This is a genomic window from Lysobacter sp. P5_C4 (assembly GCF_054049695.1).
This window is the reverse complement of sequence record NZ_JBFULX010000004.1, coordinates 313729-339210: the sequence shown is the minus strand read 5'-3', so window position 1 is coordinate 339210 and position 25482 is coordinate 313729. Positions and strand designations below refer to the sequence as shown.

Annotated in this window: 24 protein-coding genes; 13 read left to right on the top strand and 11 right to left on the bottom strand. The window is 65.4% G+C overall.

Annotated elements, in window-relative coordinates; all coding sequences use genetic code 11:
- Positions 1-28: 28 nt before the first annotated feature.
- The 3 genes from pyk to ACXJJ8_RS11980 all read left to right on the top strand — a co-directional run bounded on the left by pyk (position 29) and on the right by ACXJJ8_RS11980 (position 3251).
- A complete protein-coding gene (gene pyk, locus ACXJJ8_RS11990; protein WP_499030305.1) occupies positions 29-1501 on the top strand; it encodes a pyruvate kinase in 1473 nt (490 codons plus the stop codon).
- Positions 1502-1612: 111 nt separating this feature from the next.
- Positions 1613-2167, top strand: coding sequence for a hypothetical protein (locus ACXJJ8_RS11985; protein WP_499030302.1), 555 nt, complete (start codon positions 1613-1615; stop codon positions 2165-2167).
- 70 nt (positions 2168-2237) lie between these two features.
- Positions 2238-3251, top strand: a complete 1014-nt coding sequence (locus ACXJJ8_RS11980) for a class I fructose-bisphosphate aldolase (protein ID WP_499030300.1) — start codon at positions 2238-2240, stop codon at positions 3249-3251.
- Positions 3252-3258: 7 nt separating this feature from the next.
- Here the strand turns inward: ACXJJ8_RS11980 and ACXJJ8_RS11975 are convergent, their stop codons facing one another.
- Together ACXJJ8_RS11975 and ACXJJ8_RS11970 are read right to left on the bottom strand one after the other, a co-directional pair.
- On the bottom strand, positions 3259-3924 hold the full coding sequence (locus tag ACXJJ8_RS11975; RefSeq protein ID WP_499030298.1) for a DUF6498-containing protein: 666 nt from the start codon (positions 3922-3924) through the stop codon (positions 3259-3261).
- A complete protein-coding gene (locus tag ACXJJ8_RS11970) occupies positions 3921-4439 on the bottom strand; it encodes an O-acetyl-ADP-ribose deacetylase (protein WP_499030295.1) in 519 nt (172 codons plus the stop codon). Before ACXJJ8_RS11970 ends, ACXJJ8_RS11975 begins: the two co-directional genes overlap by 4 nt.
- A gap of 191 nt (positions 4440-4630) precedes the next feature.
- Between ACXJJ8_RS11970 and ACXJJ8_RS11965 the strand changes: the two genes are divergently transcribed.
- Positions 4631-5161 (top strand): hypothetical protein, encoded by a 531-nt coding sequence (locus ACXJJ8_RS11965; protein WP_499030293.1) that lies wholly within the window; start codon positions 4631-4633, stop codon positions 5159-5161.
- Between the two features lie 3 nt (positions 5162-5164).
- Here the strand turns inward: ACXJJ8_RS11965 and cysK are convergent, their stop codons facing one another.
- The gene (cysK, locus tag ACXJJ8_RS11960; protein WP_499030291.1) at positions 5165-6118 is read right to left on the bottom strand and encodes a cysteine synthase A; all 954 of its coding nucleotides are present in this window, start codon (positions 6116-6118) and stop codon (positions 5165-5167) included.
- Between the two features lie 221 nt (positions 6119-6339).
- On the opposite strand from cysK, the gene ACXJJ8_RS11955 reads away from it, so the two are divergent.
- The 3 genes from ACXJJ8_RS11955 to ACXJJ8_RS11945 are packed head-to-tail and all read left to right on the top strand — an operon-like array spanning position 6340 to position 11439.
- The gene (locus tag ACXJJ8_RS11955) at positions 6340-7422 is read left to right on the top strand and encodes an efflux RND transporter periplasmic adaptor subunit (protein ID WP_499030289.1); all 1083 of its coding nucleotides are present in this window, start codon (positions 6340-6342) and stop codon (positions 7420-7422) included.
- A 1-nt stretch (position 7423) separates the two neighbouring features.
- Positions 7424-10564 carry an efflux RND transporter permease subunit gene (locus ACXJJ8_RS11950; protein WP_499030287.1) on the top strand — a complete coding sequence of 1047 codons (3141 nt, stop codon included), beginning with the start codon at positions 7424-7426 and terminating at the stop codon, positions 10562-10564.
- The gene (locus tag ACXJJ8_RS11945) at positions 10561-11439 is read left to right on the top strand and encodes a TrmH family RNA methyltransferase (protein ID WP_499030284.1); all 879 of its coding nucleotides are present in this window, start codon (positions 10561-10563) and stop codon (positions 11437-11439) included. Before ACXJJ8_RS11950 ends, ACXJJ8_RS11945 begins: the two co-directional genes overlap by 4 nt.
- A gap of 285 nt (positions 11440-11724) precedes the next feature.
- Here the strand turns inward: ACXJJ8_RS11945 and ACXJJ8_RS11940 are convergent, their stop codons facing one another.
- The 3 genes from ACXJJ8_RS11940 to ACXJJ8_RS11930 all read right to left on the bottom strand — a co-directional run bounded on the left by ACXJJ8_RS11940 (position 11725) and on the right by ACXJJ8_RS11930 (position 13829).
- Entirely contained in the window at positions 11725-12114 is a 390-nt protein-coding gene (locus ACXJJ8_RS11940; protein ID WP_499030282.1) for a hypothetical protein, read from the bottom strand.
- Between the two features lie 691 nt (positions 12115-12805).
- A complete protein-coding gene (locus tag ACXJJ8_RS11935; RefSeq protein WP_499030280.1) occupies positions 12806-13237 on the bottom strand; it encodes a hypothetical protein in 432 nt (143 codons plus the stop codon).
- A gap of 262 nt (positions 13238-13499) precedes the next feature.
- Positions 13500-13829, bottom strand: a complete 330-nt coding sequence (locus ACXJJ8_RS11930) for a hypothetical protein (protein WP_499030278.1) — start codon at positions 13827-13829, stop codon at positions 13500-13502.
- 183 nt (positions 13830-14012) lie between these two features.
- Here ACXJJ8_RS11930 and ACXJJ8_RS11925 point away from each other — a divergent pair, with 183 nt between their 5' ends.
- Entirely contained in the window at positions 14013-14246 is a 234-nt protein-coding gene (locus tag ACXJJ8_RS11925; protein ID WP_499030276.1) for a hypothetical protein, read from the top strand.
- Positions 14247-14367: 121 nt separating this feature from the next.
- Here the strand turns inward: ACXJJ8_RS11925 and ACXJJ8_RS11920 are convergent, their stop codons facing one another.
- The 3 genes from ACXJJ8_RS11920 to ACXJJ8_RS11910 form a co-directional block, all read right to left on the bottom strand.
- Positions 14368-14616, bottom strand: a complete 249-nt coding sequence (locus ACXJJ8_RS11920; RefSeq protein WP_499030273.1) for a hypothetical protein — start codon at positions 14614-14616, stop codon at positions 14368-14370.
- 83 nt (positions 14617-14699) lie between these two features.
- Entirely contained in the window at positions 14700-15086 is a 387-nt protein-coding gene (locus ACXJJ8_RS11915; protein ID WP_499030270.1) for a hypothetical protein, read from the bottom strand.
- 41 nt (positions 15087-15127) lie between these two features.
- Positions 15128-15712: a hypothetical protein gene (locus ACXJJ8_RS11910; protein ID WP_499030268.1), complete on the bottom strand. Its 585-nt coding sequence runs from the start codon at positions 15710-15712 to the stop codon at positions 15128-15130.
- 785 nt (positions 15713-16497) lie between these two features.
- Here ACXJJ8_RS11910 and ACXJJ8_RS11905 point away from each other — a divergent pair.
- Positions 16498-17562: a DNA topoisomerase IB gene (locus ACXJJ8_RS11905; RefSeq protein ID WP_499030266.1), complete on the top strand. Its 1065-nt coding sequence runs from the start codon at positions 16498-16500 to the stop codon at positions 17560-17562.
- Positions 17563-17571: 9 nt separating this feature from the next.
- Positions 17572-19215 (top strand): NAD+ synthase, encoded by a 1644-nt coding sequence (locus tag ACXJJ8_RS11900; protein ID WP_499030263.1) that lies wholly within the window; start codon positions 17572-17574, stop codon positions 19213-19215.
- A gap of 65 nt (positions 19216-19280) precedes the next feature.
- Here the strand turns inward: ACXJJ8_RS11900 and ACXJJ8_RS11895 are convergent, their stop codons facing one another.
- A complete protein-coding gene (locus ACXJJ8_RS11895; RefSeq protein WP_499030262.1) occupies positions 19281-20150 on the bottom strand; it encodes an outer membrane protein assembly factor BamD in 870 nt (289 codons plus the stop codon).
- Positions 20151-20264: 114 nt separating this feature from the next.
- Here ACXJJ8_RS11895 and rluD point away from each other — a divergent pair, with 114 nt between their 5' ends.
- Positions 20265-21254, top strand: a complete 990-nt coding sequence (rluD, locus tag ACXJJ8_RS11890; RefSeq protein WP_499030259.1) for a 23S rRNA pseudouridine(1911/1915/1917) synthase RluD — start codon at positions 20265-20267, stop codon at positions 21252-21254.
- Entirely contained in the window at positions 21251-21976 is a 726-nt protein-coding gene (gene pgeF / locus ACXJJ8_RS11885; RefSeq protein ID WP_499030257.1) for a peptidoglycan editing factor PgeF, read from the top strand. The genes rluD and pgeF overlap by 4 nt, the downstream gene beginning before the upstream one ends.
- 33 nt (positions 21977-22009) lie before the next feature.
- Here the strand turns inward: pgeF and ACXJJ8_RS11880 are convergent, their stop codons facing one another.
- Positions 22010-22735, bottom strand: coding sequence for a lysophospholipid acyltransferase family protein (locus ACXJJ8_RS11880; RefSeq protein ID WP_499030254.1), 726 nt, complete (start codon positions 22733-22735; stop codon positions 22010-22012).
- A 138-nt stretch (positions 22736-22873) separates the two neighbouring features.
- Here ACXJJ8_RS11880 and clpB point away from each other — a divergent pair, with 138 nt between their 5' ends.
- Positions 22874-25456, top strand: coding sequence for an ATP-dependent chaperone ClpB (gene clpB, locus ACXJJ8_RS11875; protein ID WP_499030251.1), 2583 nt, complete (start codon positions 22874-22876; stop codon positions 25454-25456).
- Positions 25457-25482: the final 26 nt, after the last annotated feature.

The window sequence follows — 25482 nt, the reverse complement described above, 5'->3', positions numbered from 1 at the left end:
GCTTCGGGTGGCTGTGGTAGAACACGGTATGACCCAGAGTACACAACGTCGCCGCACCCGCATCCTCGCCACCCTCGGCCCCGCCACCGATCCGCCGGGCGTACTCGATGCGCTGCTGAAGGCCGGCGTCGACGTCGTACGCCTGAATTTCTCGCACGGCGATCCCTCCAGCCAGGTGGCACGCGCGCAGGCCGTGCGCGAGGCCGCGCAACGCGTCGGCGTCGAGGTCGGCCTGCTCGCCGACCTGCCGGGCCCGAAGCTGCGCATCGAGCGCTTCGCCGAAGGCCGCGTGCAGCTCAAGGCCGGCGCGCCGTTCGACCTGGTCGCACGCGCCGACGCGCCGCCCGGCACTGCGCGCGAAGTCGGCATCAGTTACCTCGGCCTGGTGAACGACGTGCACGCCGGCGATACGCTGCTGCTCGACGACGGCTTGCTGCAGTTGCGCGTGGACGCGATCGAAGGCGATCGCATCCGCACGACGATCCTCAACGACGGCGCGCTCTCCGATCGCAAGGGGCTCAATCGCCTGGGCGGTGGCCTGTCGCTGGGCGCGCTCACCGATCGCGACCGCGAACTCATCGCCGTGGCCGCGCAGATCGAAGCGGATTTCATCGCCGTCTCGTTCTGCCGCAATGCCGCCGACATGGAAGAGGCGCGCGCCATTGCACGCAGCCACGGCAGCGATGCCGCGTTGGTCGCGAAAGTGGAACGCGCCGAAGCGATCGAGAACCTCGCCGAGATCGTCGATGCGAGCGACGTGGTGATGGTCGCGCGCGGCGACCTCGGCGTGGAAATCGGCGACGCCGAACTGCCGGGCCTGCAGAAGAAGATCATTCGCGAATCGCTGCTGCGCAACAAAGTGGTGATCACCGCGACGCAGATGCTGCAATCGATGGTCGAAAGCCCCATCCCGACGCGCGCCGAAGTGCTCGATGTCGCCAATGCCGTCATCGACGGCACCGACGTGGTGATGCTTTCGCAGGAAACCGCGGCCGGTGCGTATCCGCTGCGTGCGGTAGAGGCGATGGCGCGCATTTGCCTGGGCGCCGAGCGCCAGTTCGAAATGGACACGGATTTCGAAAAGGCGCCGCGCAACCTCGAGCGCGTCGACCAGGCCATCGCGATGGCGGCGATGTTCCTGTCCGAACACATCGGCCTGCGCGCGATCATCGCGATGACCGAATCGGGCGGCACCGCGCGCTTCCTTTCGCGCTTCCGGTCGCCGGCGCCGGTTTACGGGTTGTCGCGCTTCGTGCGCGCGCGGCGCCGCATGACGATGATGCGCGACGTGTTCCCGGTGGCCTTCGACAGCCGCGGGCTCGCCTCGCGCGACGCGGCCCGCAAGGCGCTGAAGCTGCTGTACGACCAGGGCCACCTCGACGTCGGCGACCGCGTGATGTTCACCAGCGGCGACCACATGGAACACCACGGCGCGACCAACACGCTGCGCATCCTCAAGGTCGGGCCGGACGGCAGCGCCGAGGGCCTCGGCGATCTCTGAACGGCAATCCCCCGGGAGCGTGGCTCCAGCGGGTTCCCGACAGGCGGTCGTTGTGGGCCGCAACCGCCGGTGCTATTCCGGACGCACGCAGACTCCGACGGGAGTTCGGCCATGTGTGCTTTCCGATTCTCGGTCCTGTTCATGCTCGCCCTCGCGTGGCCCGCGAGCGCGGTCGATCGCATCGAAGTGGTGAACGAAGGGGGCATCCGGGACCACTGGATGCTGGCACCGGGGGTTCCGCTCGCGGTGCCGCAATATCCGGCGCAATTCGCGCATCGGCACGACGCCGTGTGCATCGGCGTGGGCTACCTGCTCAAACCCGACGGCACGACCGCCGACTTCGCCTTGCTCAAAGGCTGGACCAGCGCAGGCGCCGGCGAACCCGAGGCCGGCTATTGGTCCGCGTTCGCCGAAGCGGCCGCCGACGCGCTGAAACAATGGCGCTTCAAACCACGCCCCGAAGTCGCGCAGGCCAAGCCCGTCTACACGGTGGCCACGTTCGTTTTCGGCAACGGCCCGGGCGCGGCGGCACAGCAGCGTTCGAAATGCGCGGTTCCCAATCTCGTCGCGCGCCTGCGGGAATTGAAGGCCTCGCGCGACCGCCGCACCGCGACCGGCGATGTGCTCGACGACCTCGACCTGGACGGCGGCGCCAACACGTACTAGGACCACGGCGCCGGCGTCACGGGGGAGGGGCGGTATAATTCCGCCTTTCCCCAACGCCGTCAGGACGCCAATGAGCATCGAACAGCTTGCCGAAACCGCCCAGGCCATGGTCGCCGCAGGCAAGGGCATCATCGCGATCGACGAATCCAATGCCACCATCGCCAAGCGTTTCGCCGGCGTGGGCATCGAGAACTCCGAGGAAAACCGTCGCGCCTACCGCGAGATGCTGCTGACCACGCCGAAGCTCGGCGACTACATCTCCGGCGCGATCCTTTACGACGAAACGCTGCGCCAGTCGACCAAGGGCGGCGTGCCCTTCACCAAGGTCATGATGGACAACGGGATCATCCCGGGCATCAAGGTCGACAAGGGCACCTTCCCGCTCGCCGGCTTCCAGGGCGAAGTGATCACCGAGGGCCTGGACGGCCTGCGCGCGCGCCTGGAGGAGTACTACAAGCTCGGCGCCCGCTTCGCGAAGTGGCGCGCGGTCATCAACATCGGCGACGACATCCCCTCGGGCACCTGCATCGAAGCCAACGCCCACGCGCTCGCGCGCTACGCCGCGCTGTGCCAGGAACAGGGCATCGTGCCGATGGTCGAACCCGAAGTCCTCATGGACGGCAGCCACGACATCCAGACCTGCTACGAAGTCACCGAAGTCACGCTGCGCTCGCTGTTCGACGCGCTGTACAACCAGAACGTCATGCTCGAAGGCACCATCCTCAAGGCCTCGATGATCGTGCCGGGCAAGGACAGCGGTGAAGACGTGTCGGTCGAAGACGTCGCCGAGAACACCCTGATGTGCCTCAAGACCGCCGTGCCGGCGATCCTGCCGGGCATCGTGTTCCTCTCCGGCGGCCAGAGCGACGAGGCCGCCACCGCGCACCTCGACGCGATGAACCGCATGGGCCCGAACCCGTGGCCGCTGTCGTTCTCCTACGGCCGCGCGATGCAGTCGGCCGCGCTGAAGATCTGGTCGCAGGACCTGGTCAACAACGTGCGCAAGGCGCAGGAAACGGTCTACGCCCGCGCCCGCGACAACGGTTTGGCCGCGCTGGGCCAGTGGTCGAAGAAAGCCGCGTAACTCCGCTTTAGCCCCTCTCCCTGTGGGAGAGGGGTTGGGGAGAGGGTCCGGTGTCCGACACCCCTTCCTCCGCTTCGACGCGATCGGCGTGCTTTTCCGCCATGCGCCGATCGACGACATCCATCCCCACGTCGCTCGCCGTCTTCAACACGGTGAACAACACCAGCAACCCGGTCCCGCCCCCGATCGCCGTGCCGATGATGATCGACAGGTGCATCGGCAACACGCGCAGGTAAGGGGTGAACATCAATGTTCCGAGGTTCGGCCTGCCGCGCAGGTCGGCGTCGTGCTGCACCGCGTACGTCTGCCGCTGCGACAGCACGAACGACGCTGCGCACGCGCCAAGCACGAGCAGGTCCCAGCGCGCGGCCAGCGGATGTTCGGCGCACAGGAAGATCAGATAACCGAAGTGGAAGAACCCGTAGTGCAGGGTGAAGAAGTTCGCCGTGGAGCGTTTTCCCTGCGCGTTTTCCGGGACGGGCTTGTCGTTCGACGTGAACCCCTCGGTGCTGAAGCGATACAACCCGAGCATGCGTTTGCGCGCATACCAGCCGATCACCACGCTCTGGATCCAGTAGGGCCACAGCAGCCAGCCCGGCGGCCAATGCAACATCAACGCCGCGACCAGCGTCGCGACATTGGACAGCAGCAGCGCGCGCGTCGACGGACTCATGCGAGCGCGAGCATCGCTCGGTAGCGCGCCGCCATGCCGGGATCGAAACACGCGAACACCACGCGCGAGGGGTTGCCGCCTTTCCACGCGCGCACGGTGCGCACCGCGATCGGCACCGCGAGTTCGACCGGATAACCGAACACGCCGCAGCTGATCGCCGGGAAGGCAATGGACGCGACGTCGTAATCGGCCGCCAGTGCGAGGCTGGCGTTGTAGCAGGCGGCCAGCTGCGCCGGCTCCCCGCCGCGGCCGCCGCGCCAGACCGGACCGACGGTGTGGATCACGAATTTCGCCGGCAGGTCGTGCCCGTGCGTGATGCGCGCCTCGCCGGTGGGACAGCGCATGCCCGCCACGTAGGCGGGCAGGGCCTCGCATTCCTCACGCAATCCCGGGCCTGCGGCGCGATGGATCGCGCCGTCCACCCCGCCGCCGCCCAGCAGGGCGTGGTTGGCCGCGTTGACGATGGCATCGACCGCCAGGGCGGTGATGTCGCCTTCCAGCACTTCGATCTTCATGCCGCCACCCCGGGCCGAACGGCCGCTACCAGCGCATTCATGAGGATGGCGTGAAATCGTGGTGGAATGCGCGCCACGTGGGGAAATTCCGAGCTGTGACGCGCCGCCCGGCGGCGCGCCGGCATCGCTGCGAACCTCGCCCCTGCAACCGCGCGCGCGCTCAACACGTCAGTCCTTCCATGAAGTCGCCCATGACATTCCTCAACGTCGACCGCCTGCAATCGAAGGTGGATGTCGCCGCACGTTTCCATCGCCTCGGCATGGTGTTGTTCGTCGTGGCCTGCGTCTGCGTCACGATGCCGAAGGGCATGGGGCTGCCCTCGTGGGTCMCGCTCGCGGGGTTCAGCGCCACGCTGCTCGGTTTCATCATCAAGGGTGCGGGCACGTTGTACGAAATCCGCCTGGCCGATTCGCTCGCCAAGGTCATGGGCCTGCCGTATCGCCGCGGGTTCCACGGCAAGGGTGTCGACCAGAGTGCCTGGTCGGCGATCCGCAAGTACGTCTTCGTCTCCGTCGCGCTGACCGTCGCCGCCGCCCTGACGCCGAGCATGCTCGCCGCCAACGGCGAAACCGCGCTGGCCAACTTCACCGTCGCGATGAGCATGGCCGCGCTCGCCATCCAGTCCTTCGACAACCCGCGCCGCATGCGCAAACGCGTCATGGCGATCTGCCAGGGGCGGGTGGATCCGCATGCGACCGAGGGCGGGACCTTCGTCGCCTGACCGTCAGAGGCCGGCGAGCCACTCGTCGTCCGATCCCTCGTTGACGCCTTCGAACAGGATCGTCGAGAAATAGCGTTCGCCCGTATCCGGCAGCATCGCCAGGATCACGTCGCCGTCTTTCGCTGATTTGGCCACTTCCAACGCACCGGCCACGGTGCCGCCGGCCGAAAGCCCGACGAACAAGCCTTCTTCCTGCGCCAGGCGCCGCGCGACATCGCGCGCGAGCATCTCGTCGATCTTCATCAGCGAACCGGCGACATCGCGGTTGAGCACTTCCGGCACGAAGTCCGGCGTCCAGCCCTGGATCTTGTGCGGCACGAACTCCGCGCCCTGCAACAACGCAGCGCCCGCCGGTTCGCACGTCGTGATCTTCACTTCCGGGCGCGCCACGCGCAGCACTTCGCCGACACCCGTGAGCGTGCCGCCCGTGCCCCAACCGGTGACGAAGTGATCCAGGCGGTCGCCGGCGAAATCGCGCAGGATTTCCGCGGCGGTCGTCTGGCGGTGATAGGCCGGGTTCGCCGGATTGGTGAACTGGCGCGCGAGGAACCAACCATGTTGCTTCGCGAGTTCCTCGGCACGGCGCACCATGCCGCTGCCGCGTTCGGCGGCCGGCGTCAGGATCACCTTCGCGCCGTAGGCGCGCATCAACTTGCGGCGTTCGATCGAAAACGAATCGGCCATCACCGCGACGAACTTGTAACCGCGCGCTGCGCACACCATCGCGAGCGCGACACCGGTGTTGCCCGACGTCGCTTCGATCACCGTGTCGCCGGGCTTGAGCAAGCCCTGCGCTTCGGCGTCGAGGATGATCGCGATCGCGAGGCGATCCTTGACCGAGCCGCCCGGATTGAACGACTCCACCTTCGCGTACAACGTGACGTTCTTCGGCGCGATGCGGTGGAGGCGGACGACCGGCGTGTGGCCGATGGTGTCGAGGATGCTGTCATGGCGCATGGGGTCGGACTCTCGTCGGGGGATGGAAAGGACAACGCGAAGATCACGCACCGCAGGCCGCTCGAACGCCGCGCGCCACTGGCATTGGTCATGGAACATCGATGCCCTTCCCGGGTCAACCCGGGGCCCGCGCAAGCGTTCCCGACGGGTTCGCGGGAAAGCACGCACTATTCGTGCCCGCGGTAACCGAACCCTCGCACCGGACGGCCTAGAATTCGCGCATGACGCATTTCCCTCGTTCCCTCCCGCTCATCGCCCTGCTCGCGCTCGCGGCCGGCCTGTCGGCCTGCGGCAAGGACGAAGCCGCCGCTTCCAATCGCGGCAAGGACGCGGCCAACGCGCCGGTCATCGTGACCACCACGGTGTTGCAACCCAGGTCCTTCGCCGATTCGATCGTCGCCATCGGCACGGCGCGTGCGCGCGATTCGATCACCGTCACCGCGAAGGTGAGCGAGATCGTGCAGGCGGTGCATTTCGACAGCGGCGAGGAAGTCGGCAAGGGCGCCGTGCTCGTCACGCTCAGCGGGCAGCAGCAGCAAGCCGCGCTCGCGCAAGCCGAAGCCGCGGCGAAGGAAGCGCAGTCGATGTACGCGCGGCAGCAGGGGCTCGCGCAACAGCAGCTCATCGCCACCTCGCAACTGGACACGCAACGCGCCACGCGCGACCAGGCGCAGGCGCAGGTGAACCAGGTGCGCGCGCAGCTCGCCGATCGTTCGATTCGCGCGCCGTTCGCCGGCGTACTCGGTATCCGCCAGGTCAGCCCCGGCGCGCTGGTCACGCCCGGCACCCCCATCGCGACCCTCGACGACCTGGCCCACATGTACGTCGACTTCCCGGTGCCCGAAGCCGCGCTCTCGCAACTTGCAACGGGCCAGCAGGTGTTCGGCCGCACCGCCGCGTATCCCGACGCACGCCTGGCCGGCACGGTGACGACGGTGGAAGCGCGCGTGGATCCGACCACGCGTTCGGTCACCGTGCGCGCCGATTTCCCGAACGGCGAACGCAAGCTGCACCCCGGCATGCTGGTCAACGTCGAACTGCAACGCGCAAAACGCACCGCCTTGCTGCTGCCGGAGATCTCCGTGGTGCAGGTGGGCGACCGCACGTTCGTGTATCGCGTCAAGCCCGATGGCAGCGTCGAACAGGTCGACGTCTCGATCGGCACGCGCACCGATGGCCAGGCGGAAATCCTGAAGGGCCTGCGCGCGGGCGACCGCATCGTCGTCGATGGCACCGGCAAGCTGCGCCCCGGCGCGAAGATCGCCGACACGGCCGCCGCGGCCCCTGCGACGGCGCAACGCTGACATGCGGCTTTCCGATATCTCGATCCAGCGGCCGGTCTTCGCGACCGTCATCAGCCTGCTGCTCATCGTGCTCGGCATCATGGCGTTCACGCGCCTGACGCTGCGCGAACTGCCCGCCATCGATCCGCCCATCGTCTCGGTCGAAGTGAACTACACCGGCGCCTCGGCGCAGGTGGTCGAAACCCGCGTCACGCAGATCCTGGAAGATGCGCTGTCGGGCATCGAGGGCGTGGAGACCATCCAGTCGAGCAGCGTCAACGGGCGCGCGTCGGTCACCATCGAATTCACGCTCTCGCGCGACATCGAAGGCGCGGCCAACGACGTGCGCGGCGCGGTGAGCCGCGTGCTCAACCGCCTGCCGGAAGAAGCCGATCCGCCGCAGGTGAGCAAGGTGGAAAGCGATTCGGATCCGATCATCTGGCTCAACATGAGCTCGACATCGATGGATTCGCTGCAGTTGTCGGACTACGCCGAGCGTTATGTCGTCGACCGACTCTCGAGCATCGATGGCGTCGCGGCCGTCCGCATTGGCGGCCAACAGCGTTACGCGATGCGCGTGTGGCTCGACCGCGATGCGCTCGCCGCACGCGCGCTCACCGTCGAGGACGTCGAGAACGCGCTGAAGCAGGAGAACGTCGAACTGCCGGCCGGCCGCATCGAATCGGCCGAACGCGACTTCACGCTGCGCGTGGCCCGCGATTACCAGAAGCCCGAAGACTTCGCGCAGATCCCGCTCGGCAAGGGACCCGATGGCTACGTCGTGCGCCTGGGCGATGTCGCGAAGGTCGAACTGGCGTCCGCCGAACGCCGCGCGTACTACCACTCCAACGGCCAGAACAACATCGGCCTGGGCGTCGCGCGCACGTCCACGGCGAACGCGCTGGACGTCGCGCGCGCCGTGCGTGCGGAAGCCGAGCGCATCTCGCCCTCGTTGCCGCAGGGCACGAAGATCTTCGTCGCCTTCGACACGACCACCTTCATCGACGCCTCGGTCGAGCGCGTCTACCACACGCTGATCGAAGCGGTGGTGCTGGTGCTGATCGTGATCTGGATCTTCCTCGGCAGCGTGCGCGCCGCGCTGATCCCCGCGGTGACCGTGCCGGTCTGTCTGATCGCCGCCTTCCTGCCGCTGTATCTGTTCGGCTATTCGATCAACCTGCTGACCCTGCTCGCGCTGGTGTTGTGCATCGGCCTGGTCGTCGACGATGCGATCGTGGTGCTGGAAAACATCCAGCGCCGCGCGGATCTCGGCGAGCCCCGGCTCGTCGCTGCCGCGCGCGGCACGCGGCAGGTGGCCTTCGCAGTGATCGCGACGACCGCGGTGCTCGTTGCGGTGTTCCTGCCGATCGGCTTCATGGAAGGCAACACGGGGCGCTTGTTCCGCGAGTTGTCGGTGGCGCTCGCCGGTGCGGTCGCGCTGTCGGCGTTCGTCGCGTTGACGCTCACGCCAATGTTGTCGTCCAAGCTCGTGCGCCCGCATTCGGAAGAGAAGGGCAACCCGGTGCATCGCTGGGTCAACAAGCGCCTGGATTGGGTGACCACGCGTTACAAGCGCTTCATCGAAGGCAACGTCGAGCGGCCCATCCGCTTCGGCCTGCTGATGATCGCCGCGTTGGCCGCCAGCTTCGTGCTGTTCAAATTCGTGCCGTCCGAACTCGCGCCGCCGGAAGACCGCGGCAGCTTCAACGTCACGCTCACCGGCCCGGAAGGCGCGGGCTACGACTACACCGTGCAGCAAGTGAAGCAGGCCGAGAAGATCATCGCGCCGGAAATCGGCCATGGCCCGATCGAACGCGCGAACGCGCGCGTGCCCGGCGGGTTCGGTGCGAGCGAGGAAATGCACACCGCGCGCTTCAGCGTGTTCCTGAAGGACTGGTCGCAGCGCAAGGAAAACACGGCCGACGTCGCGCAGGACCTCAAGAAGAAACTCGACAAGATGCCCGGGATGAAGATCTCCACGCAGGTCGCCGGCGGCCTGGTGCGCACGCGTGGGCAGCCGGTGCAGATCGTGCTCGGTGGCCCGGACTATGCGGAACTGGCGAAGTGGCGCGATCGTTTGCTCGAACGCATCGAAGGCAACCCGGGCCTGGTCGGCGCCGACAGCGACTACAAGGAAACGCGCCCGCAGATGCGCGTGCAGATCGACCGCCGGCGTGCATCCGACCTCGGCGTGAGCGTCGAATCCATCGGGCATGCGCTGGAAACGATGATGGGTTCGCGGCGCGTCACGACCTTCGTGCGCGGCGGCGAGGAGTACGACGTCGTCGTGCAGGCGAACAAGACCGGCCGCGCAACGCCCGCCGACCTCGCCGCGATCCAGGTGCGCGGGCGCGACAATGCGTTGATCCCGTTGTCGAACCTGGTGACGCTACAGGACGTCGCCGAAGCCGGCTCGCTCAACCGCTTCAACCGCCTGCGCGCGGTGACGATCAGCATGGGCCTGGCGCCCGGCTATCGCATGGGCGATGCCATCACGTGGCTCAATCAAGTGGTCGCACAGGAATTGCCCGAGCAGGCGCAGATCGACTGGAAGGGCGAGTCGCGCGAATACCAGCAGGCGGGCGGCGCGGTCCTGCTCACCTTCGCGCTCGCGTTACTCGTCGTGTACCTCGTGCTCGCGGCGCAGTTCGAAAGTTTCATCCATCCCTTCGTGATCATGCTGACCGTGCCGCTCGGCGTGCTCGGCGCGCTGATCGGTCTGTGGGTGACGGGCGGCACGCTGAATCTCTTCAGCCAGATCGGCGTCGTCATGCTCGTGGGCCTGGCCGCGAAGAACGGCATCCTGATCGTCGAATTCGCCAACCAGTTGCGCGACGAAGGCCGCAGCGTGCACCAGGCCATCGTCGAATCGGCCGGCGTGCGCCTGCGCCCGATCCTGATGACCTCGATCGCGACGATGGTCGGCGCGGTGCCGCTCGTCGTCGCGGGCGGCCCGGGTTCGGCGAGCCGTGCGACGATCGGCATCGTGGTGATCTTCGGCGTCGGTTTCTCGACGCTGCTGTCCTTGTTCGTCGTGCCGGCGTTCTATGCGCTGCTTGCGCCGTACACGCGTTCGCCCGAAGCGGTGGCGCACGAACTGAAGGCGCTGGAAGCCAGCGTTCGCCCGGTGGGCGACACGCATCCGGTCGAGGAGGCAACGTGAGCGAGCGGGAATCGCCCTGGAAATCGCGCGGACCCAAGCGTCCGGCGCAGCCCGATGCGCGCCCGCCGCGCGAAGTGCGTGCGCCGCGCCCGCCGGTGCAGCGGGAAGAAGCGCCGCCGTCGGAAGAGCATCAGCATGCGCGCGAGCATCGCGACACCGAGTTGCGCCTGTACGGCGTGAATGCGGTGAAGGCGGCGTTCCATCGTCGTCCGGAGTCCTTGCGCAAGTTGTATCTGGTCAACGAGCGCATTCCGCAGTTGCAGCCGATGTTGCGTTGGTGCGTGGCGAATCGCATCGGATATCGGGTGGTCGAAGACGACGACTTGCGTCGCCTCGCCGGCAGTGAGCACCACGAGGGTGTCGTTGCCGATCTGTTGCGCGAGCCGCAGGCGACGTTGACGACATGGCTGCACCATTTGCCGGCCGGGCCGGTGTGTGCGTTGTGGCTGGATGGCGTCGGCAACCCGCACAACGTCGGCGCGATCCTGCGTTCGGCCGCGCATTTCGGCGTGTCTGCGATCCTGTTACCGAAGCATTCGAACCTGGCGTTGTCGGGCGCGGCGGCGCGTGTCGCCGAAGGTGGCGCGGAAGTGGTGCCGTTCGTGCGGTTGGGGCGCGAGGACAATGCGTTGTCGCAGTTGCGGGGCGCGGGGTTCTCGCTCGTGGCGACGGTGGTTCGCGATGGTTTGCCGTTGTTCGAAGCACCGATTCCGGAACGCGTGGTTTACGTGCTTGGTGCGGAAGGCGAGGGGATGTCGAGTGCGCTGGCGGGGTTGTGCGACTTGCGCGTGTCGATTCCCGGGAGCGGGAAAGTCGAGAGCTTGAATGTGGCGGCTGCGACTGCGGTGTTGCTGGCGGAGTGGGCTCGGCGTTAGGAGCGTTCGCGAGTAGCGCGCGCTCGAAACCTGTTGGCGCGCCGCCCGAACATGCGTAGTTCCAAATTTTTTTGGGAAAAAAATTTGAAACTACGCACGCTGGGGCATCACCATTCGGATCGCTTCGATCGAGGGCGTTCGCCGAGCCTTCACTGGGGGCTGCAAAGCAAGCTTTGCAGATAGCCGATCGTCTTCGCCAGAGCGTCGCGACCTTGCCAACTGGTGTCCGCTATCGGCAGAAGCGGACACTCGCCAAGCCTGCAATCAGAGCGAACCGCTAAGCGCCTACGATGTTTCGGAGGCGGTGAAGCGTGGGTTCCGCCAGAAGGCTATAAGCCAGAACAATCCCCCGGCCACCACCGCCATGGCCCACGCATAGAGCGATACGCGAAGGCCATTGAGCAGGAAGTGCTCCCAGTTCGTCAGGACGAAGAACCAAAGGAGCAGAAAAAGTGTGGCCGCTGCGAGGGCTGCCGCAATGCACTGCCACCAGGAAGTCCAACGCTTCCGCACGAACAGCCAAAGTAGCGGGACGCCGAATAAGAACATCGCCGCGTAGCTGAAGGACAACAACAGTCGAAACCACCAGAACGTGAACGTTTCATACGGTGGGATCAGAAACGGCAGATGCAGTGCCAGCGGCGTTAGCAGAACTGCCAGAAAAAGTCGGGTCATCGGTCCAACTTACCAGATCAACATGCGGTCGCAGGCGTCAGCGCGAGCGTTCGGCTATGGCCTGATCAAATGTCCGCTTTGGGTCGAAAGCGGACGCTGGGACTCGATGTCCGCTATCGGCCAATAGCGGACACTCGCCCACTCGTCGCTAGCCCCACGACGGAGCTGCTCGCCAACGAATGACAGTAGGTTCGAGAAGCGCGGGCCGCAACGCTAAGACAGCTTCTTTACATAAATGCCAATGAGATGGCCGATTGCGTAGTAGAGAACGATTCCTAAGCAAATCGACAACGCCAGTTCGGCGTTCACCCGAAGTGGATCAGCCCAATGCAGCGAGATTTGCAGCCAGTCCACCAACGGATTGACGAGAAGCGAGACTGGAAGTGTTGCTAGAAAGATGAATATGGGGGCTTGGCCGGCCCCCTGAACGAATAGCCAGAGAAAGTACGAGCAGTAGCAAAGGAACCCTATGGCCGATACCAATCCGGATCGGGATAAGCGGAATTTCATTTCCAAGGCACTCGTTCCAACGTCGTTGGTGCGGTTATTCGCCATCCTAACCCCTGGCCCCCGAACCGACTGCCGCCCCTACCAATCAGTCCTATGAACGCCCATCAATCCAAAGTCAGCCAGAGGTCCGCTTTGGGTCGAAAGCGGACAGCGTGGAAGGAAGTGGGGCGGTGCGTCAGAGTCACTCGATCCGCGTCATGCGCAAGTTGCCGTCCGACGGCAGCAAGATGCGATAAACCTGCCTACCGCCGGCCGGGAGAACTGCATCTTGCGAAGTTGCAATGTTCGGACAGAGGCCGCCGCCGGTCTCAAGACGGAAGAAGTGCGGTCCTGCCGGCAGGTGGATGGTGAGTTCTTCGCCGTGGCGGATGGCGAATACCTTTACATTGTCTACAAAAATGTCGTGGCTACATCCAGCACCGCTGAAGCCAGCATCCCGCCGGAAAACTACCGTCGCTTGCTCCGCCTCGGAAGCTGCGCCGATATATTCGGCCCGGTAGATGCGATCAGCGGGAACTGACAGTGCGGAAGCTCCTGAAACGGGCACCGTCGAGCAAGCAGACAACCCCGCGATGACGACGAGTACAGGCACAAGCGTGTGAGTTAGTTTCATAGTGCCCCCTGGCACCTGAGTTGTGACGCCCATGATGCAGCGTCGGCTGAACTAATTGTGAGCCCTTAGCTCTCGTCCGGTAACGACTGACCGCCACATATGTTGGCCAACCTTGTCCGCTTTGGTCGAAGCCGGTCACTACGTGACTCGCTGTCACCTGCGGCCCGAAGCCGCCGCCGATGTCCGCTTTCGGCCAGAAGCGGACATTCGCCTACACCTGAACTGGCCGCGCATGGCTCTGTTTGCATGAAGGCGGCATGGTTCATGCGTCTGCGGATATCGACCACACCAGAATCGCAAATGCCACGACGTAGAGCGGGAGGATGATGCGAATCGCGCGAGCGTAGCTGTAAGCCGACGCATCAAGTTGTTTGGCGCGACGACTAAACGCAACGCCAAGCAGGCGCATGCTGACGTTAGCGTCGAAACGCCTAGGCAAATTTGCGTAAAAGACGCTCGGTTCGTTCTTGTATTGAAGCCACTCGTGCTCTTGGCGTTTAACTGCCTCATAAAACTGGCTGTAGCTGTAGAAATAGACCAGCAACAATGGGACCAGGGCCACAAACGAAAGTTTGAACAGAATGGTTTCCATTGATGCTTCCGGCGCCATTTGGGTTGAGCTTATGCAAGCCGAGACCGGCTAACAACCCAGTGTCCGCTTTGGGTCGAAAGCGGTCACTGAGGCTCGATGTCCGCTTTCGGCCATGAGCGGACACTCGCAAAACGGCTGCTGAGGCACAATGCGACGAAACCTGCGGTTGGGGAAGGCGCGAGGATGAAGGACTTCAACAAGGATCCGCTCGGACAAGGTTCCGCATTGTTAGCTGGCGTCGTCATGCTGTTCTTGGGCGGTCGCTCGCTTCTGGAATCCATCGAATCAGGCACGTTGGTCTTTCGATACCGAAGCCATTCGGTTGTAAGCGGCGATCTCGCCCTGGTCCTCATCGCAGTCTGCGTGTTGGCGGGAGCCTTCCTCGCCGTAACCGCTATCAACCGCCTTCGCGGGTAGCGCTATTGGGATCGCCCAGTGTCCGCTTTGGGTTGAAAGCGGTCACTAGGTGACTTGCCATCACCTCGCACCGCCCCCGCCTCCTGACTTTCCGCTATCGGCCAAGAGGGGACATTGGCGACTAGCCGCGGCGAGTGGCTTCTCGGAAGTTCTTGAGCGCCAGCAATAGAGATCCGACGCCCGCCACCAACCAGAACACGACGCATGCGACAAACGTCTTGGGAGAGGCGGCGCGAATGACTTCCCTCGAATCCGTCTTGCTCGGGAACTCAACCGAGCCGTCGAGAATCCCCGAGATACCGAAGTAAAAGCAGGCGCCGCCCACCAACAGGACGACGATTGCCACAGCAATTTGAACAGAAGGTCTCATTACATGGGCTGCTGTGAGATGAGGCTGCGGAAAACATACAGCTATCAGTTGTCGGCATGTCCGCTATCGGCCAGAAGCGGAAGTCAGTCGGTGCGGGCTAGGTTGGGCCAGTGAGCGCCCGCATTAAACGGGTAGTAAAGGTCCCCAGACTCCCGCGCGTAGCAGTAATTGAGGTCGAGCCCCGACATGATCGCGCGGATCGCCGGGGGTAACGAATAAACACCGATGTCGAGCAGTTCCTCGGACGGCTCACCGAAGAGCCAAATTTCGCAGGCGTGAACCTCGCCGTCGAAGGGGCAGGAGGCGAAGAGCAGGCCGTCGGATTCCTCCCAGCGAATCCCTTTGAGAACGCGTTCCAGTGCGGCCTGGATGTCATCCCGCACGCCTAGTGGTTGCCGGTGCTCGCGCTCCCACGTATGCATGGGGCCAAGACCATCGGCGGCACGGTACAGGCTTAAGCGAAACGGCATGTGGGTCTCCGGGATCTCGGAAATTCTTTAGCTTGTGTCCGCTATCGGCCAGAAGCGGACAACCGCGCCAACTCATGGAACTCCTTCGCAGAGACGCCGAAATCGTTGGAGCGCGGGAAGATCAAGGCTCCCATTTCCACACCGACAATGCGGCACCTCAATGACTCGAAGCGATCGGCCTCCAGGTCCAAGGTGGTTGCGGGCTTCCCTTCCTTGTACTCGACGTCGTAGGCCTTAAGGTCGACGAACGAATACACGACGTAATAGAAGCGCCCAGGCTTGTTGGTGGAGTTGCGCAGCGCCCTGTCGTTTTCCATGCGGTCAATCCGTGGCCCGAAGCCAATGGTCTCGTATGCCTTGCCGTTGGTGTTGCCGTCGACATGGCAACGCACCTGAATCTGGAGGCGCCGGTCCTCGAAATACTTGATGACGTCCGTTTGGCTGGATATCCGGAACTCAACGACCTGCCGTTGAACGTGCCGCCGCTCGGCTGGGATGAACCCGGAGAAAATCTCTTCGTTTTCCACACTGCGAATCGAGGCTTCTTCGAGTGTGACAGCAACGCGCGAACTCGAGCACGCAACAGTTGCCATCGTACGCAAGGCGAGTATCGCGGGACGAAGCATGCCGTGACGCCCTAGTTTGGATGGAATGCGGGTCGGTCCAATCGTAACTGTCAGGGCGAATGTCCGCTTTGGGTCGTAAGCGGACGCCGAGCCGATGTTCGCTTTCGGCCAGAAGCGGACATTAGAACCCGTGCAGTGCGCGAACGCGGTCGTAGCAGGACCCGCAGAGAATCTTGATTTCGGCGATCTTCTGGGACCGGTCGTTCCAGTTACCTGATTCTCCACCCTCCCGAATCCGCGCTTCCTCGCATATCGAGCACCATGCGTCGCCACGCCCCCCGTCCTCGCCACTTGCCCAAAAGAAACCAACTCTCTCGCCGGTGTCCAGGGCCCTCGCCAAGTGTTGGCAAACGAACGTTTGCTCTTGGTCGCCGTGAACTCGGCATCGAATGGTGTCGGTCATCTGGAGATGGTACCGGACCCGTCGGGACGACAGATCGAATGTCGGCTTTGGGTCGAGAGCGGACGCGTGCGACTTCAATGCGCCGTGGAGATCTATGCTTCGCTGGAGCCTGTCCCCAACCAGGACCGGGGCAAGCGCGTCGCCAACCCGAAAATGATCGGCTCCCTGCAAAGCTTGCTTTGCAGCCCCCGACGACGCTCGGGCGAAGACCTCCGATCGAAGCGACCCGCAAGGTGATGCCCCAGCGTGAGTAGTTTCAAATTTTTTTCCCAAAAAAATTTGGAACTACTCACGTTCGGGCGGCGCGCCAATGCTGGTGCCCCTCTCGAAGTAGCGACGGAAATGACAACCGCTTGACGCCCCACCCCCCAGCCTCCGGCGGATGCGCATCGACCCCAACGTGAAATCCGCAGCCCAGGGCGGCCTGACCTACGTAGGCGACGCCGACGCCGGCCTGCGCCGCAAACGCGCCGGCAAGTCGTTTGCGTACATCGATGTGAAAGGCCGAACGGTCCGGAACAAACAAACGATCCAACGCATCCGGACCCTCGCCATCCCGCCCGCCTGGACCGACGTCTGGATCTGCACCAAACCCAACGGGCACATCCAGGCCACCGGCCGCGACGCCCGCGGACGCAAGCAATACCGCTACCACCCCGGCTGGTCCCACGTGCGCGGCGTCGAGAAATTCGACCGCATCATCGACTTCGGCAAGGCCCTGCCGAAACTGCGGCGCGCCCTGCGACGCGACCTCGCACTCGACGGCCTCCCGCGCGAAAAAGTCGCCGCGATCGTCGTTGCCCTCCTCGGTGGCACCCTCGTGCGTGTTGGCAACGACCACTACGCCGAGACGAACAACTCCTTCGGCCTCACCACGCTGCGCAACCGCCACATCGAATTCCTCAAGGGCGGCCGCGCCCGCATCTCGTTTCGCGGCAAGGCAGGCAAGGACCATGAAATCGTCCTCGACGATGCACGCCTCACGCGCCTGGTCCGCCGCATCCAGCAACTGCCGGGGCAGCAACTCTTCCAATACCAGGACGACGACGGCAAACCGCAGCCGGTCGCCTCGGGCACGGTGAACGACTACCTGCGCGAAGCGATGGGCGCCGACTTCACCGCGAAGGACTTCCGCACCTGGGGCGGCACGATCTCCGCGCTGCGCCTGCTGGCCGACGAACCGGTGCCGCGGAAGGACGACGGCAGCCTCAACCAGCGCGTGGCCAATGCGCTGCGCAACACGGTCATCGATCGCGTCGCCAAACGGCTGGGCAATACGCCGGCGGTCTGCCGCAAGTCGTACATCGACCCCGGCGTGTTCACCGCGTGGGAAGACGGGAGTTTGCAACGGGCCTGCGCCAACGCACGGGGCCCCAGGCAATGGGAGCAGGCCGGTTTGCGCGTGCTGCGCGCCGCCCACCGCGGCAACGCCACGCCGGTTCGCTAGACTGCGCACATGACGCTCCGCATCGCGCTCGCGCAGTTCGACTTCCCGGTAGGGGCCGTCGTGGCCAACGCCGACCGCATCGCCGCCCTGATCGCGGAGGCCCGCGACCGCCACGGCGCCGACATCGTGTTGTTCCCGGAACTGGCGGTCAGCGGTTATCCGCCGGAAGACCTGCTGCTGCGGCCGCGCTTCCTCGCCGATTGCGAAGCGGCGATCACGCGCATCGCGCAGTCGGCGCAGGGCATCGTCGCCGTGGTCGGCTGGCCGCAGGCAGTGGGGGCGATCGTGTACAACGCCGCGAGCGTGTTGCGCGACGGCGCGATCGAACAAACCTACCGCAAGCGCGAGCTACCGAACTATGCCGTGTTCGATGAGCGTCGTTACTTCGACGTCGATCCGGATGGCGAAGCGTGCGTCTTCGAGATCGACGGCACGCAGGTCGGCCTGGTGATCTGCGAAGACCTGTGGTTTCCCGAACCGCTGGCGCGCACGGTGGAACTGGGCGCGCAACTGGTGCTCGTGCCCAACGCCTCGCCGTTCGAGCGCGACAAGCACGCGCAGCGCGACGCGCTCATCGCCGACCGCGTGCGCGAATCGGGTTGCGCGCTGGCGTATCTCAACGTCGTCGGCGGGCAGGACGCGGTCGTGTTCGACGGTGCGTCGGTCATCGCCGATGGCGACGGCCGCGTGCATCCGGCGGCGCGTGCGTTCGAGGATCATTGGCTCGTCGCGGATTTCGATGGCGGCACGCGCAAGTTCCTGCCCGTGTCATGGCCGGTCGAGGACGAAGAAAGCCGCGACGCGCTCGCCTGGCGCGCGATCGTGCGCGGAATCCGCGATTACTGCGGCAAGAACGGCTTCCGCAACGTCTGGCTGGGGCTGTCGGGCGGCATCGATTCGGCGATGGTGCTCGCGCTGACGGTCGATGCGCTCGGGGCGGAAAACGTCACCGCGGTGCGCTTGCCTTCGCGCTACACGGCGGAGATGTCGAACGACCTGGCGGCCGAGCAATGCGCATCGCTCGGCGTGAAGCTGCAGGCGGTGTCGATCGAAAAACCCTTCGCCGGTTTCCTCGAAGCGCTCGCGCCGATGTTCGAGGGCAGGCCGGTGGACGTTGCCGAGGAAAACCTGCAGTCGCGCAGTCGCGGCGTGCTCCTGATGGCATTGGCGAACAAGCTCGGCGGCCTGCTGCTCACGACCGGCAACAAGAGCGAATACGCAGTGGGGTACGCGACGATCTACGGCGACATGTGCGGCGGCTACGCGCCGATCAAGGATCTGTACAAGACCGAAGTCTTCGCGCTCGCGCAGTGGCGCAATGCCGCCGGTGGTTCGGCGCCCAACGGCGGCATGGCGATCCCGACGGCGGTGATCGATCGCCCGCCGTCCGCGGAATTGCGCGAGAACCAGAAAGACCAGGATTCCCTGCCGCCGTACGACGTGCTGGACGCGATCCTCATGCGGCACGTGGACCTCGAGCAATCGCCGGAGGAAATCATCGCGGCGGGTTTCGACGCCGAAACGGTCGAACGCGTCGTGCGCCTTGTGCGCATCAGCGAATGGAAGCGTCACCAGGCGGCGCCGGGGCCGAAGGTGTCGCGTCGTGCCTTCGGGCGCGAGCGGCGCTACCCGATCACGAACGGCTACGGTTGACCCGGCGCGGGCTGAAACGAAAACGGCGCCCGAGGGCGCCGTTCCTGTTCGAGGGCGCGTCGCCCTCAGTCTCCGTGGTGCTCGGAAGCCGACTTCTCACCCGCGAACGGGTTGAGGCGGCGGAACGTCGACGGGTAATCCGGCCAATCGCCGGAGAAATACGGGTGGTTCGGCTCGTTGGCCTGCAACACGCGCTTGGCGTCGGCGGCGAGCGTCTGGTTGCCGAGATGTTCGTAACCGACGACCAGCGTGGCCACCGCATCATCCTGCGAGGCGCTCTGCGGATAGGTTTCCAGCAGGTACTTCGCGCGCGTGATCGCGGCGACGTCCGCACCGCGGCGCAGGTAATACAGCGCCGTGTCGAGTTCGTGCTTCGCGAAGAGGTTGCGCAGCGAGATCATGCGCTGGGCCGCGTCGGCGGCGTAGCGGCTGTTCGGGTAGCGCTCGACGACGATCGAGAAATCGTTGTACGCCTGCATCGGCGTGCTGAGATCGCGGTTGCTGGTCTGCAACGAGAACACGCGCGCCAGGAAGATCGCATTGCGCGTGGCGTTGGACAGGCCGCGCAGGTAATAGAAGTAGGCGATGTTCCGGTGCGTCGGGTACGTGCGGATGAAGCGGTCGATGGTCGACACCGCGTCATCGTGCTTGCCGGCCTTGAACTGGGCATACGCCATTTCCATCAGCGCCTGCTCGGTATACGGGCCGTACGGGTACTGGGCGATGAGGCGCTGCCAGGTTTCCGAGGCACTGGCCCAGCGCTCTTCCAGCATCTGTTCGTGCGCCTTGTCGTACAGCGCTTCGACCGGCTGGCCTTCGTTGGCGTCCTTCTTCTTCCAGAGCTTGCTGATCGATCCGCAGCCCGACATCGACAGCATCAGGCCCACGAGCAACAGCAGGAGGAGGGGGCGGCGCAGCATGGAACGTGGGGTCATGGGCGGGACGCAGGTTCGTGAGGGGGCGCCGGAGAGGCACGAAGGGCCGATAATACCAGCCCGAAGAACCACGCCGGACCGGGCCATGCCACCGGCGGCTGAACCGGAGTGCAGATGACACCCAACGATCCCCCCGCCGGCGACGCCGCGCGCACCGTCGTCGTACCCGACGAGGCTGCGGGCCGTCGCTTCGACGCCGTCTTGGCCGATTTGTTCCCCGAATTCTCGCGTTCGCGCCTGTCGGAGTGGATCAAGTCGGGCGACGCCCTGCTCGACGGCCGCCTCGTGCGCGGGCGCGATGCGGTCCGCGGCGGCGAATCGGTGTCCCTCACCGTGGTGCTGGAAGTGCAGACCCATGCGGTGGCCGAGGATATCCCCCTCGATGTCCTCTACGAAGACCCGGCCGTGTTCGTCCTCGACAAACCCGCGGGCCTGGTCGTGCATCCCGGCGCCGGCAACCCGTCCGGCACGCTCGTCAACGCGCTCCTGCACCGCGACCCCACGCTGGCCAACCTGCCGCGCGCGGGCATCGTGCACCGCCTCGACAAGGACACCTCCGGCGTCATGGTCGTCGCGCGCACCCTGGAAGCGCACACCGCGCTGGTCGAACAGCTCTCCGCGCGCGGTGTGCATCGCCAGTACCTGGCCGTCGTCGTCGGGGCCCTGGTTTCCGGAGGCACGGCGAACGCGCCGATCGACCGCCACCCGCGCGACCGCATCCGCATGGCCGTGCGCGAGGACGGCCGCGAAGCGATCACGCATTACCGCCTGCGCGAACGCTTCCGGGCGCACACCGCGCTCGAATGCCGCCTGGAAACGGGCCGCACGCACCAGATCCGCGTGCACATGGCGCACCTGAAGCACCCCATCGTCGGCGACCCACTTTACGGCGGCCCGCTGAAACTGCCGCGCGGCGCGACGCCGGAATTGATCGAAGCGCTGCGCGGTTTCAAGCGCCAGGCGCTGCACGCCGAGACGCTGGAGTTCGCGCACCCGACCACGGGCGAACCAATCCGTTGCACCGCGCCGGTGCCCGCCGACATGCGCGCATTGATGGATGCCCTGCGCGACGACCAGCGCGCCGCAACGGAGTCCGGTCGTTGACCCCGGTGCGGGCGGACTGGCCGTTGACCGGTCGCGTCGAAGCGTTCACCACGCGGCGCCACGGCATCGGCCATTCGCGCGCGCCTTTCGATACCTTCAACCTGGGATCGCGCAGTGGCGATGACGCCGCGACGGTCCAACGCAATCGCGCCGACCTTGCCGACCACTTCGCGATTCCGGCCGCGCCGCGTTGGCTCCGCCAGGTCCATGGCACCCAGGTGGCGATCGAACCCGGCACCGACGAACCGGAAGCCGATGCTGCGCTCACCCGCATCCCGGGCACCGTCCTCGCCATCCTCACGGCCGACTGCCTCCCCGTCGTGTTGTCCTCGCGCACCGGCGAGGAACTCGCCGCCGCGCACGCGGGTTGGCGCGGGCTGGCCAACGGCGTCCTCGAAGCGACACTCGATGCGATGCGCACCGGACGCGAAGACATCGTGGCCTGGCTCGGCCCCGCAGCCGGCCCGCAGTCCTACGAAATCGGCCGCGAAGTCCACGATGCCTTCCTCTCGCACGACAACGCGTCTGAATCCGCCTTCGTGCCGACACGCGAAGGCCACTGGCGCGTCGACCTGTACGCCCTCGCGCGCCAACGCCTCGCCGCCGCAGGCGTGACGGACGTACACGGCGGCGGATTCGACACGATCGCCGATGCCAACTTCTTCTCGCATCGCCGCGATCAAACGACGGGCCGCATGGCGACGCTTGCCTGGATTCGATGAAGGCCGACGCGCCAACAAGTGCCCGAGCGCGCCTTACCCACGCCCCCCAAGCATCCCGACAATCTGCTCCCGCGCAAGTTGCGTCAGCGCATTCCGCTCGTTCGCAGCCAACCCCGCCGTTTCGATCGGCGTACCGAACCACACGCGAATGACCCCGGGGCGCACCAAAAACCCCGACGGTGGCAGCACCTTGCCCGCGCCTTCGATCGCGACCGGCAACACGCGCACGCCGGCTTCCAGCGCCACCTGCAACGCACCGGCCTTGAACGGACCGACGACACCGTCCTTGCTACGCGTGCCCTCCGGAAACGCGGCGAAGGTCGCATCGCCACGCAACTGATCCGCCGCGGCGCCGAGCTGCCGCTTCGCATCCCGCGCATTGCCGCGATCGATGAACACCATCCCCATCATCCGCGCGTACCATCCCACGATCGGCATCGAGGCGACTTCACGCTTGAGCACGAAGCGCAAGGGCACCGGCACGGCGCGGAACAAGGCCGGGATGTCGATCATCGATTGATGATTGGCGACGAGCACCATCGGCCGCGACCAGTCGATGCGCTCGGCGCCCTGGATTTCGAGCTTGGCGCCGGCGCCGGCGAACAACAGCGGCGCCCAATACCAGGCCGCCATGCGCAATGGCAGGCGCGGCCCCAGCGTGACGCCCAACAGGAACGCCAACGGAAACCCCACGAGTGTCACTGCGACCGTGAACACCGCCTGCAGCGCGTTGAGCGCCCCCCACATCCACCGCGCCATGCGAACCGAACCCGCCGAGCCTGAAAACCGGCCGACAGGATACCCGCCCGGGGCGCTTGCATCCGGCCTCCACGCCCGCATCTCCACGCTATTCGTCGGCCGCCGCGCCGGCCCATGCATCCAAGAGGTTCCATCCCCATGCGAATGGACAAGCTGACCTCGCGCTTCCAGGAAGCGCTGTCCGACGCGCAATCGCTGGCCGTAGGCCGCGACCACAGCGTCATCGAACCGGTCCACCTGTTGGCCGCGCTGCTCGACCAGCAGGGCGGCACCGGCCGTTCCGTGCTGACGCAGGCGGGCGTCAACGTGCCGCTGCTGCGCGAGCGCATCGGCGAGGCGCTGGACAAACTGCCGAAGGTGTCCGGCCAGGCCGGCAACGTCAGCGTCGGCAACGACCTGGCCCGCCTGCTCAACGTCACCGACAAGCTTGCCCAGCAGCGCGGCGACACTTTCATCGCCAGTGAACTGTTCCTGCTCGCGCTGGCCGACGACAGCAGCGAAGCCGGCCGTGCGCTCAAGACCGCCGGTGCGACGAAGCAGAAACTCGAAGCCGCCATCGACGCGATTCGCGGAGGCGAGAAAGTGCAGAGCGAAAACGCCGAAGACCAGCGCCAGGCGCTGGAGAAATACACCATTGATCTCACCGAGCGCGCGGAGAAGGGCAAGCTCGATCCGGTCGTCGGCCGCGACGAGGAGATCCGCCGCACCATCCAGGTCCTGCAGCGCCGCACCAAGAACAACCCGGTGCTGATCGGAGAACCGGGCGTGGGCAAGACCGCGATCGTCGAAGGCCTCGCGCAGCGCATCATCAACAACGAAGTGCCCGAAGGTCTGCGCGGGCGCCGCGTGTTGTCGCTCGACATGGGCGCGCTGATCGCGGGCGCGAAATTCCGCGGCGAATTCGAAGAACGGTTGAAAGCCGTCCTCAACGACCTGGCGAAGAACGAAGGCCAGATCATCCTGTTCATCGACGAACTGCACACGATGGTCGGCGCGGGCAAGGCCGAGGGCTCGATGGATGCCGGCAACATGCTCAAGCCCGCGCTCGCGCGTGGCGAGTTGCATTGCATCGGCGCAACGACGCTCGATGAATACCGCAAGTACGTCGAGAAGGATGCCGCGCTGGAGCGCCGCTTCCAGAAAGTGTTCGTCGGCGAACCGAGCGTCGAGGACACCATCGCGATCCTGCGCGGTCTCAAGGAACGCTACGCGGTGCACCACGGCGTGGAAATCACCGATCCGGCGATCGTCGCCGCGGCGACGCTCTCGCACCGCTACATCAGCGACCGCCAGTTGCCCGACAAGGCGATCGACCTGATGGATGAGGCGGCCTCGCGCATCCGCATGGAAATCGACTCCAAGCCCGAGGAACTCGACCGCAAGGAACGCCGGCTGATCCAGCTGAAGATCCAGCGCGAGGCCTTGAAGAAGGAGAAGGACGCCGAGTCGAAGCAACGCCTGCAGGACCTGCAGGACGAAATCGACCGCCTCGAACGCGAATACAACGATCTCGAAGAGGTGTGGAAGGCCGAAAAGGCCACGCTGCAGGGCGCGACGAAGATCAAGGAACAGATCGAGCAGGCCAGGCTCGAACTCGAAGCCGCGCAGCGCAAGCAGGACTTCGCGACGATGAGCGAGATCCAGTACGGCCGCTTGCCGGAGCTGGAGAAGCAGTTGCATGCCGCGCAGGAAGTCGAATCCAAGGGCTTCACGCTGCTGCAGGACAAGGTCACCGCAGAAGAGATCGCCGAAGTGGTTTCGCGCTGGACCGGCATCCCGGTCACCAAGATGCTCGAAGGCGAGCGCGAGAAACTGCTGCAGATGGAATCGGTGCTGGGCAAGCGCGTGGTCGGCCAGGCCGAAGCGGTGCGCGCGGTGTCCGATGCGATCCGGCGTTCGCGCGCGGGCCTGTCGGATCCGAACCGGCCGAATGGTTCGTTCCTCTTCCTCGGCCCGACGGGCGTGGGCAAGACCGAACTGACCAAGGCGCTCGCCGATTTCCTGTTCGATTCGCCCGACGCGATGGTGCGCATCGACATGAGCGAGTTCATGGAGAAGCACTCGGTCGCGCGCCTGATCGGTGCGCCGCCGGGCTACGTGGGTTACGAAGAGGGCGGCTATCTCACCGAAGCGGTGCGCCGCCGCCCGTATAGCGTGATCCTCCTGGATGAAGTCGAGAAAGCGCATTCGGATGTCTTCAACATCCTGCTGCAGGTGCTCGACGACGGGCGCCTGACGGACGGGCAGGGGCGCACGGTCGATTTCCGCAACACCGTGATCGTGATGACCTCCAACCTGGGCTCGCAGATGATCCAGGAGCTCTCGGGTGAAACACCCGAGGCCTACACGCAGATGAAGGCCGCGGTGATGGGCGTGGTGCAGGCGCATTTCCGGCCGGAGTTCATCAACCGGCTCGATGAAATCGTGGTGTTCCATCCGCTCGACAAGGCGCAGATCCGCGAGATCGCGCGCATCCAGACGCAATACCTCGGCAAGCGCCTGGCCGAGCGGGGCATCCGGATCGAGATCGCCGATTCGGCCCTCACGTTGCTGGGCAACGTGGGCTTCGACCCGGTGTACGGCGCGCGGCCCTTGAAGCGGGCCATCCAGCAGCAGCTCGAGAATCCGCTGGCGCAGAAGATCCTCGCCGGCGAATTCGTGGGCGGCGATGGGATCGAGGTGGAGGCCGAGGGCGGGAAATTGGTGTTCAGCAAGGGCTGAGGGTCCCGCGGCTGCTAAAATGGCCG

Bases quoted from the DNA above. Each gene is read 5' to 3' on its own strand.
- pyk (WP_499030305.1), top strand. From the start codon at position 29: ATGACCCAGAGTACACAACGTCGCCGCACCCGCATCCTCGCCACCCTC.
- ACXJJ8_RS11985 (WP_499030302.1), top strand. From the start codon at position 1,613: ATGTGTGCTTTCCGATTCTCGGTCCTGTTCATGCTCGCCCTCGCGTGG.
- ACXJJ8_RS11980 (WP_499030300.1), top strand. From the start codon at position 2,238: ATGAGCATCGAACAGCTTGCCGAAACCGCCCAGGCCATGGTCGCCGCA.
- ACXJJ8_RS11975 (WP_499030298.1), bottom strand. From the start codon at position 3,924: ATGAGTCCGTCGACGCGCGCGCTGCTGCTGTCCAATGTCGCGACGCTG.
- ACXJJ8_RS11970 (WP_499030295.1), bottom strand. From the start codon at position 4,439: ATGAAGATCGAAGTGCTGGAAGGCGACATCACCGCCCTGGCGGTCGAT.
- cysK (WP_499030291.1), bottom strand. From the start codon at position 6,118: ATGCGCCATGACAGCATCCTCGACACCATCGGCCACACGCCGGTCGTC.
- ACXJJ8_RS11955 (WP_499030289.1), top strand. From the start codon at position 6,340: ATGACGCATTTCCCTCGTTCCCTCCCGCTCATCGCCCTGCTCGCGCTC.
- ACXJJ8_RS11950 (WP_499030287.1), top strand. From the start codon at position 7,424: ATGCGGCTTTCCGATATCTCGATCCAGCGGCCGGTCTTCGCGACCGTC.
- ACXJJ8_RS11940 (WP_499030282.1), bottom strand. From the start codon at position 12,114: ATGACCCGACTTTTTCTGGCAGTTCTGCTAACGCCGCTGGCACTGCAT.
- ACXJJ8_RS11935 (WP_499030280.1), bottom strand. From the start codon at position 13,237: ATGAAACTAACTCACACGCTTGTGCCTGTACTCGTCGTCATCGCGGGG.
- ACXJJ8_RS11930 (WP_499030278.1), bottom strand. From the start codon at position 13,829: ATGGAAACCATTCTGTTCAAACTTTCGTTTGTGGCCCTGGTCCCATTG.
- ACXJJ8_RS11925 (WP_499030276.1), top strand. From the start codon at position 14,013: ATGAAGGACTTCAACAAGGATCCGCTCGGACAAGGTTCCGCATTGTTA.
- ACXJJ8_RS11920 (WP_499030273.1), bottom strand. From the start codon at position 14,616: ATGAGACCTTCTGTTCAAATTGCTGTGGCAATCGTCGTCCTGTTGGTG.
- ACXJJ8_RS11915 (WP_499030270.1), bottom strand. From the start codon at position 15,086: ATGCCGTTTCGCTTAAGCCTGTACCGTGCCGCCGATGGTCTTGGCCCC.
- ACXJJ8_RS11910 (WP_499030268.1), bottom strand. From the start codon at position 15,712: ATGCTTCGTCCCGCGATACTCGCCTTGCGTACGATGGCAACTGTTGCG.
- ACXJJ8_RS11905 (WP_499030266.1), top strand. From the start codon at position 16,498: ATGCGCATCGACCCCAACGTGAAATCCGCAGCCCAGGGCGGCCTGACC.
- ACXJJ8_RS11900 (WP_499030263.1), top strand. From the start codon at position 17,572: ATGACGCTCCGCATCGCGCTCGCGCAGTTCGACTTCCCGGTAGGGGCC.
- ACXJJ8_RS11895 (WP_499030262.1), bottom strand. From the start codon at position 20,150: ATGACCCCACGTTCCATGCTGCGCCGCCCCCTCCTCCTGCTGTTGCTC.
- rluD (WP_499030259.1), top strand. From the start codon at position 20,265: ATGACACCCAACGATCCCCCCGCCGGCGACGCCGCGCGCACCGTCGTC.
- ACXJJ8_RS11880 (WP_499030254.1), bottom strand. From the start codon at position 22,735: ATGGCGCGGTGGATGTGGGGGGCGCTCAACGCGCTGCAGGCGGTGTTC.
- clpB (WP_499030251.1), top strand. From the start codon at position 22,874: ATGCGAATGGACAAGCTGACCTCGCGCTTCCAGGAAGCGCTGTCCGAC.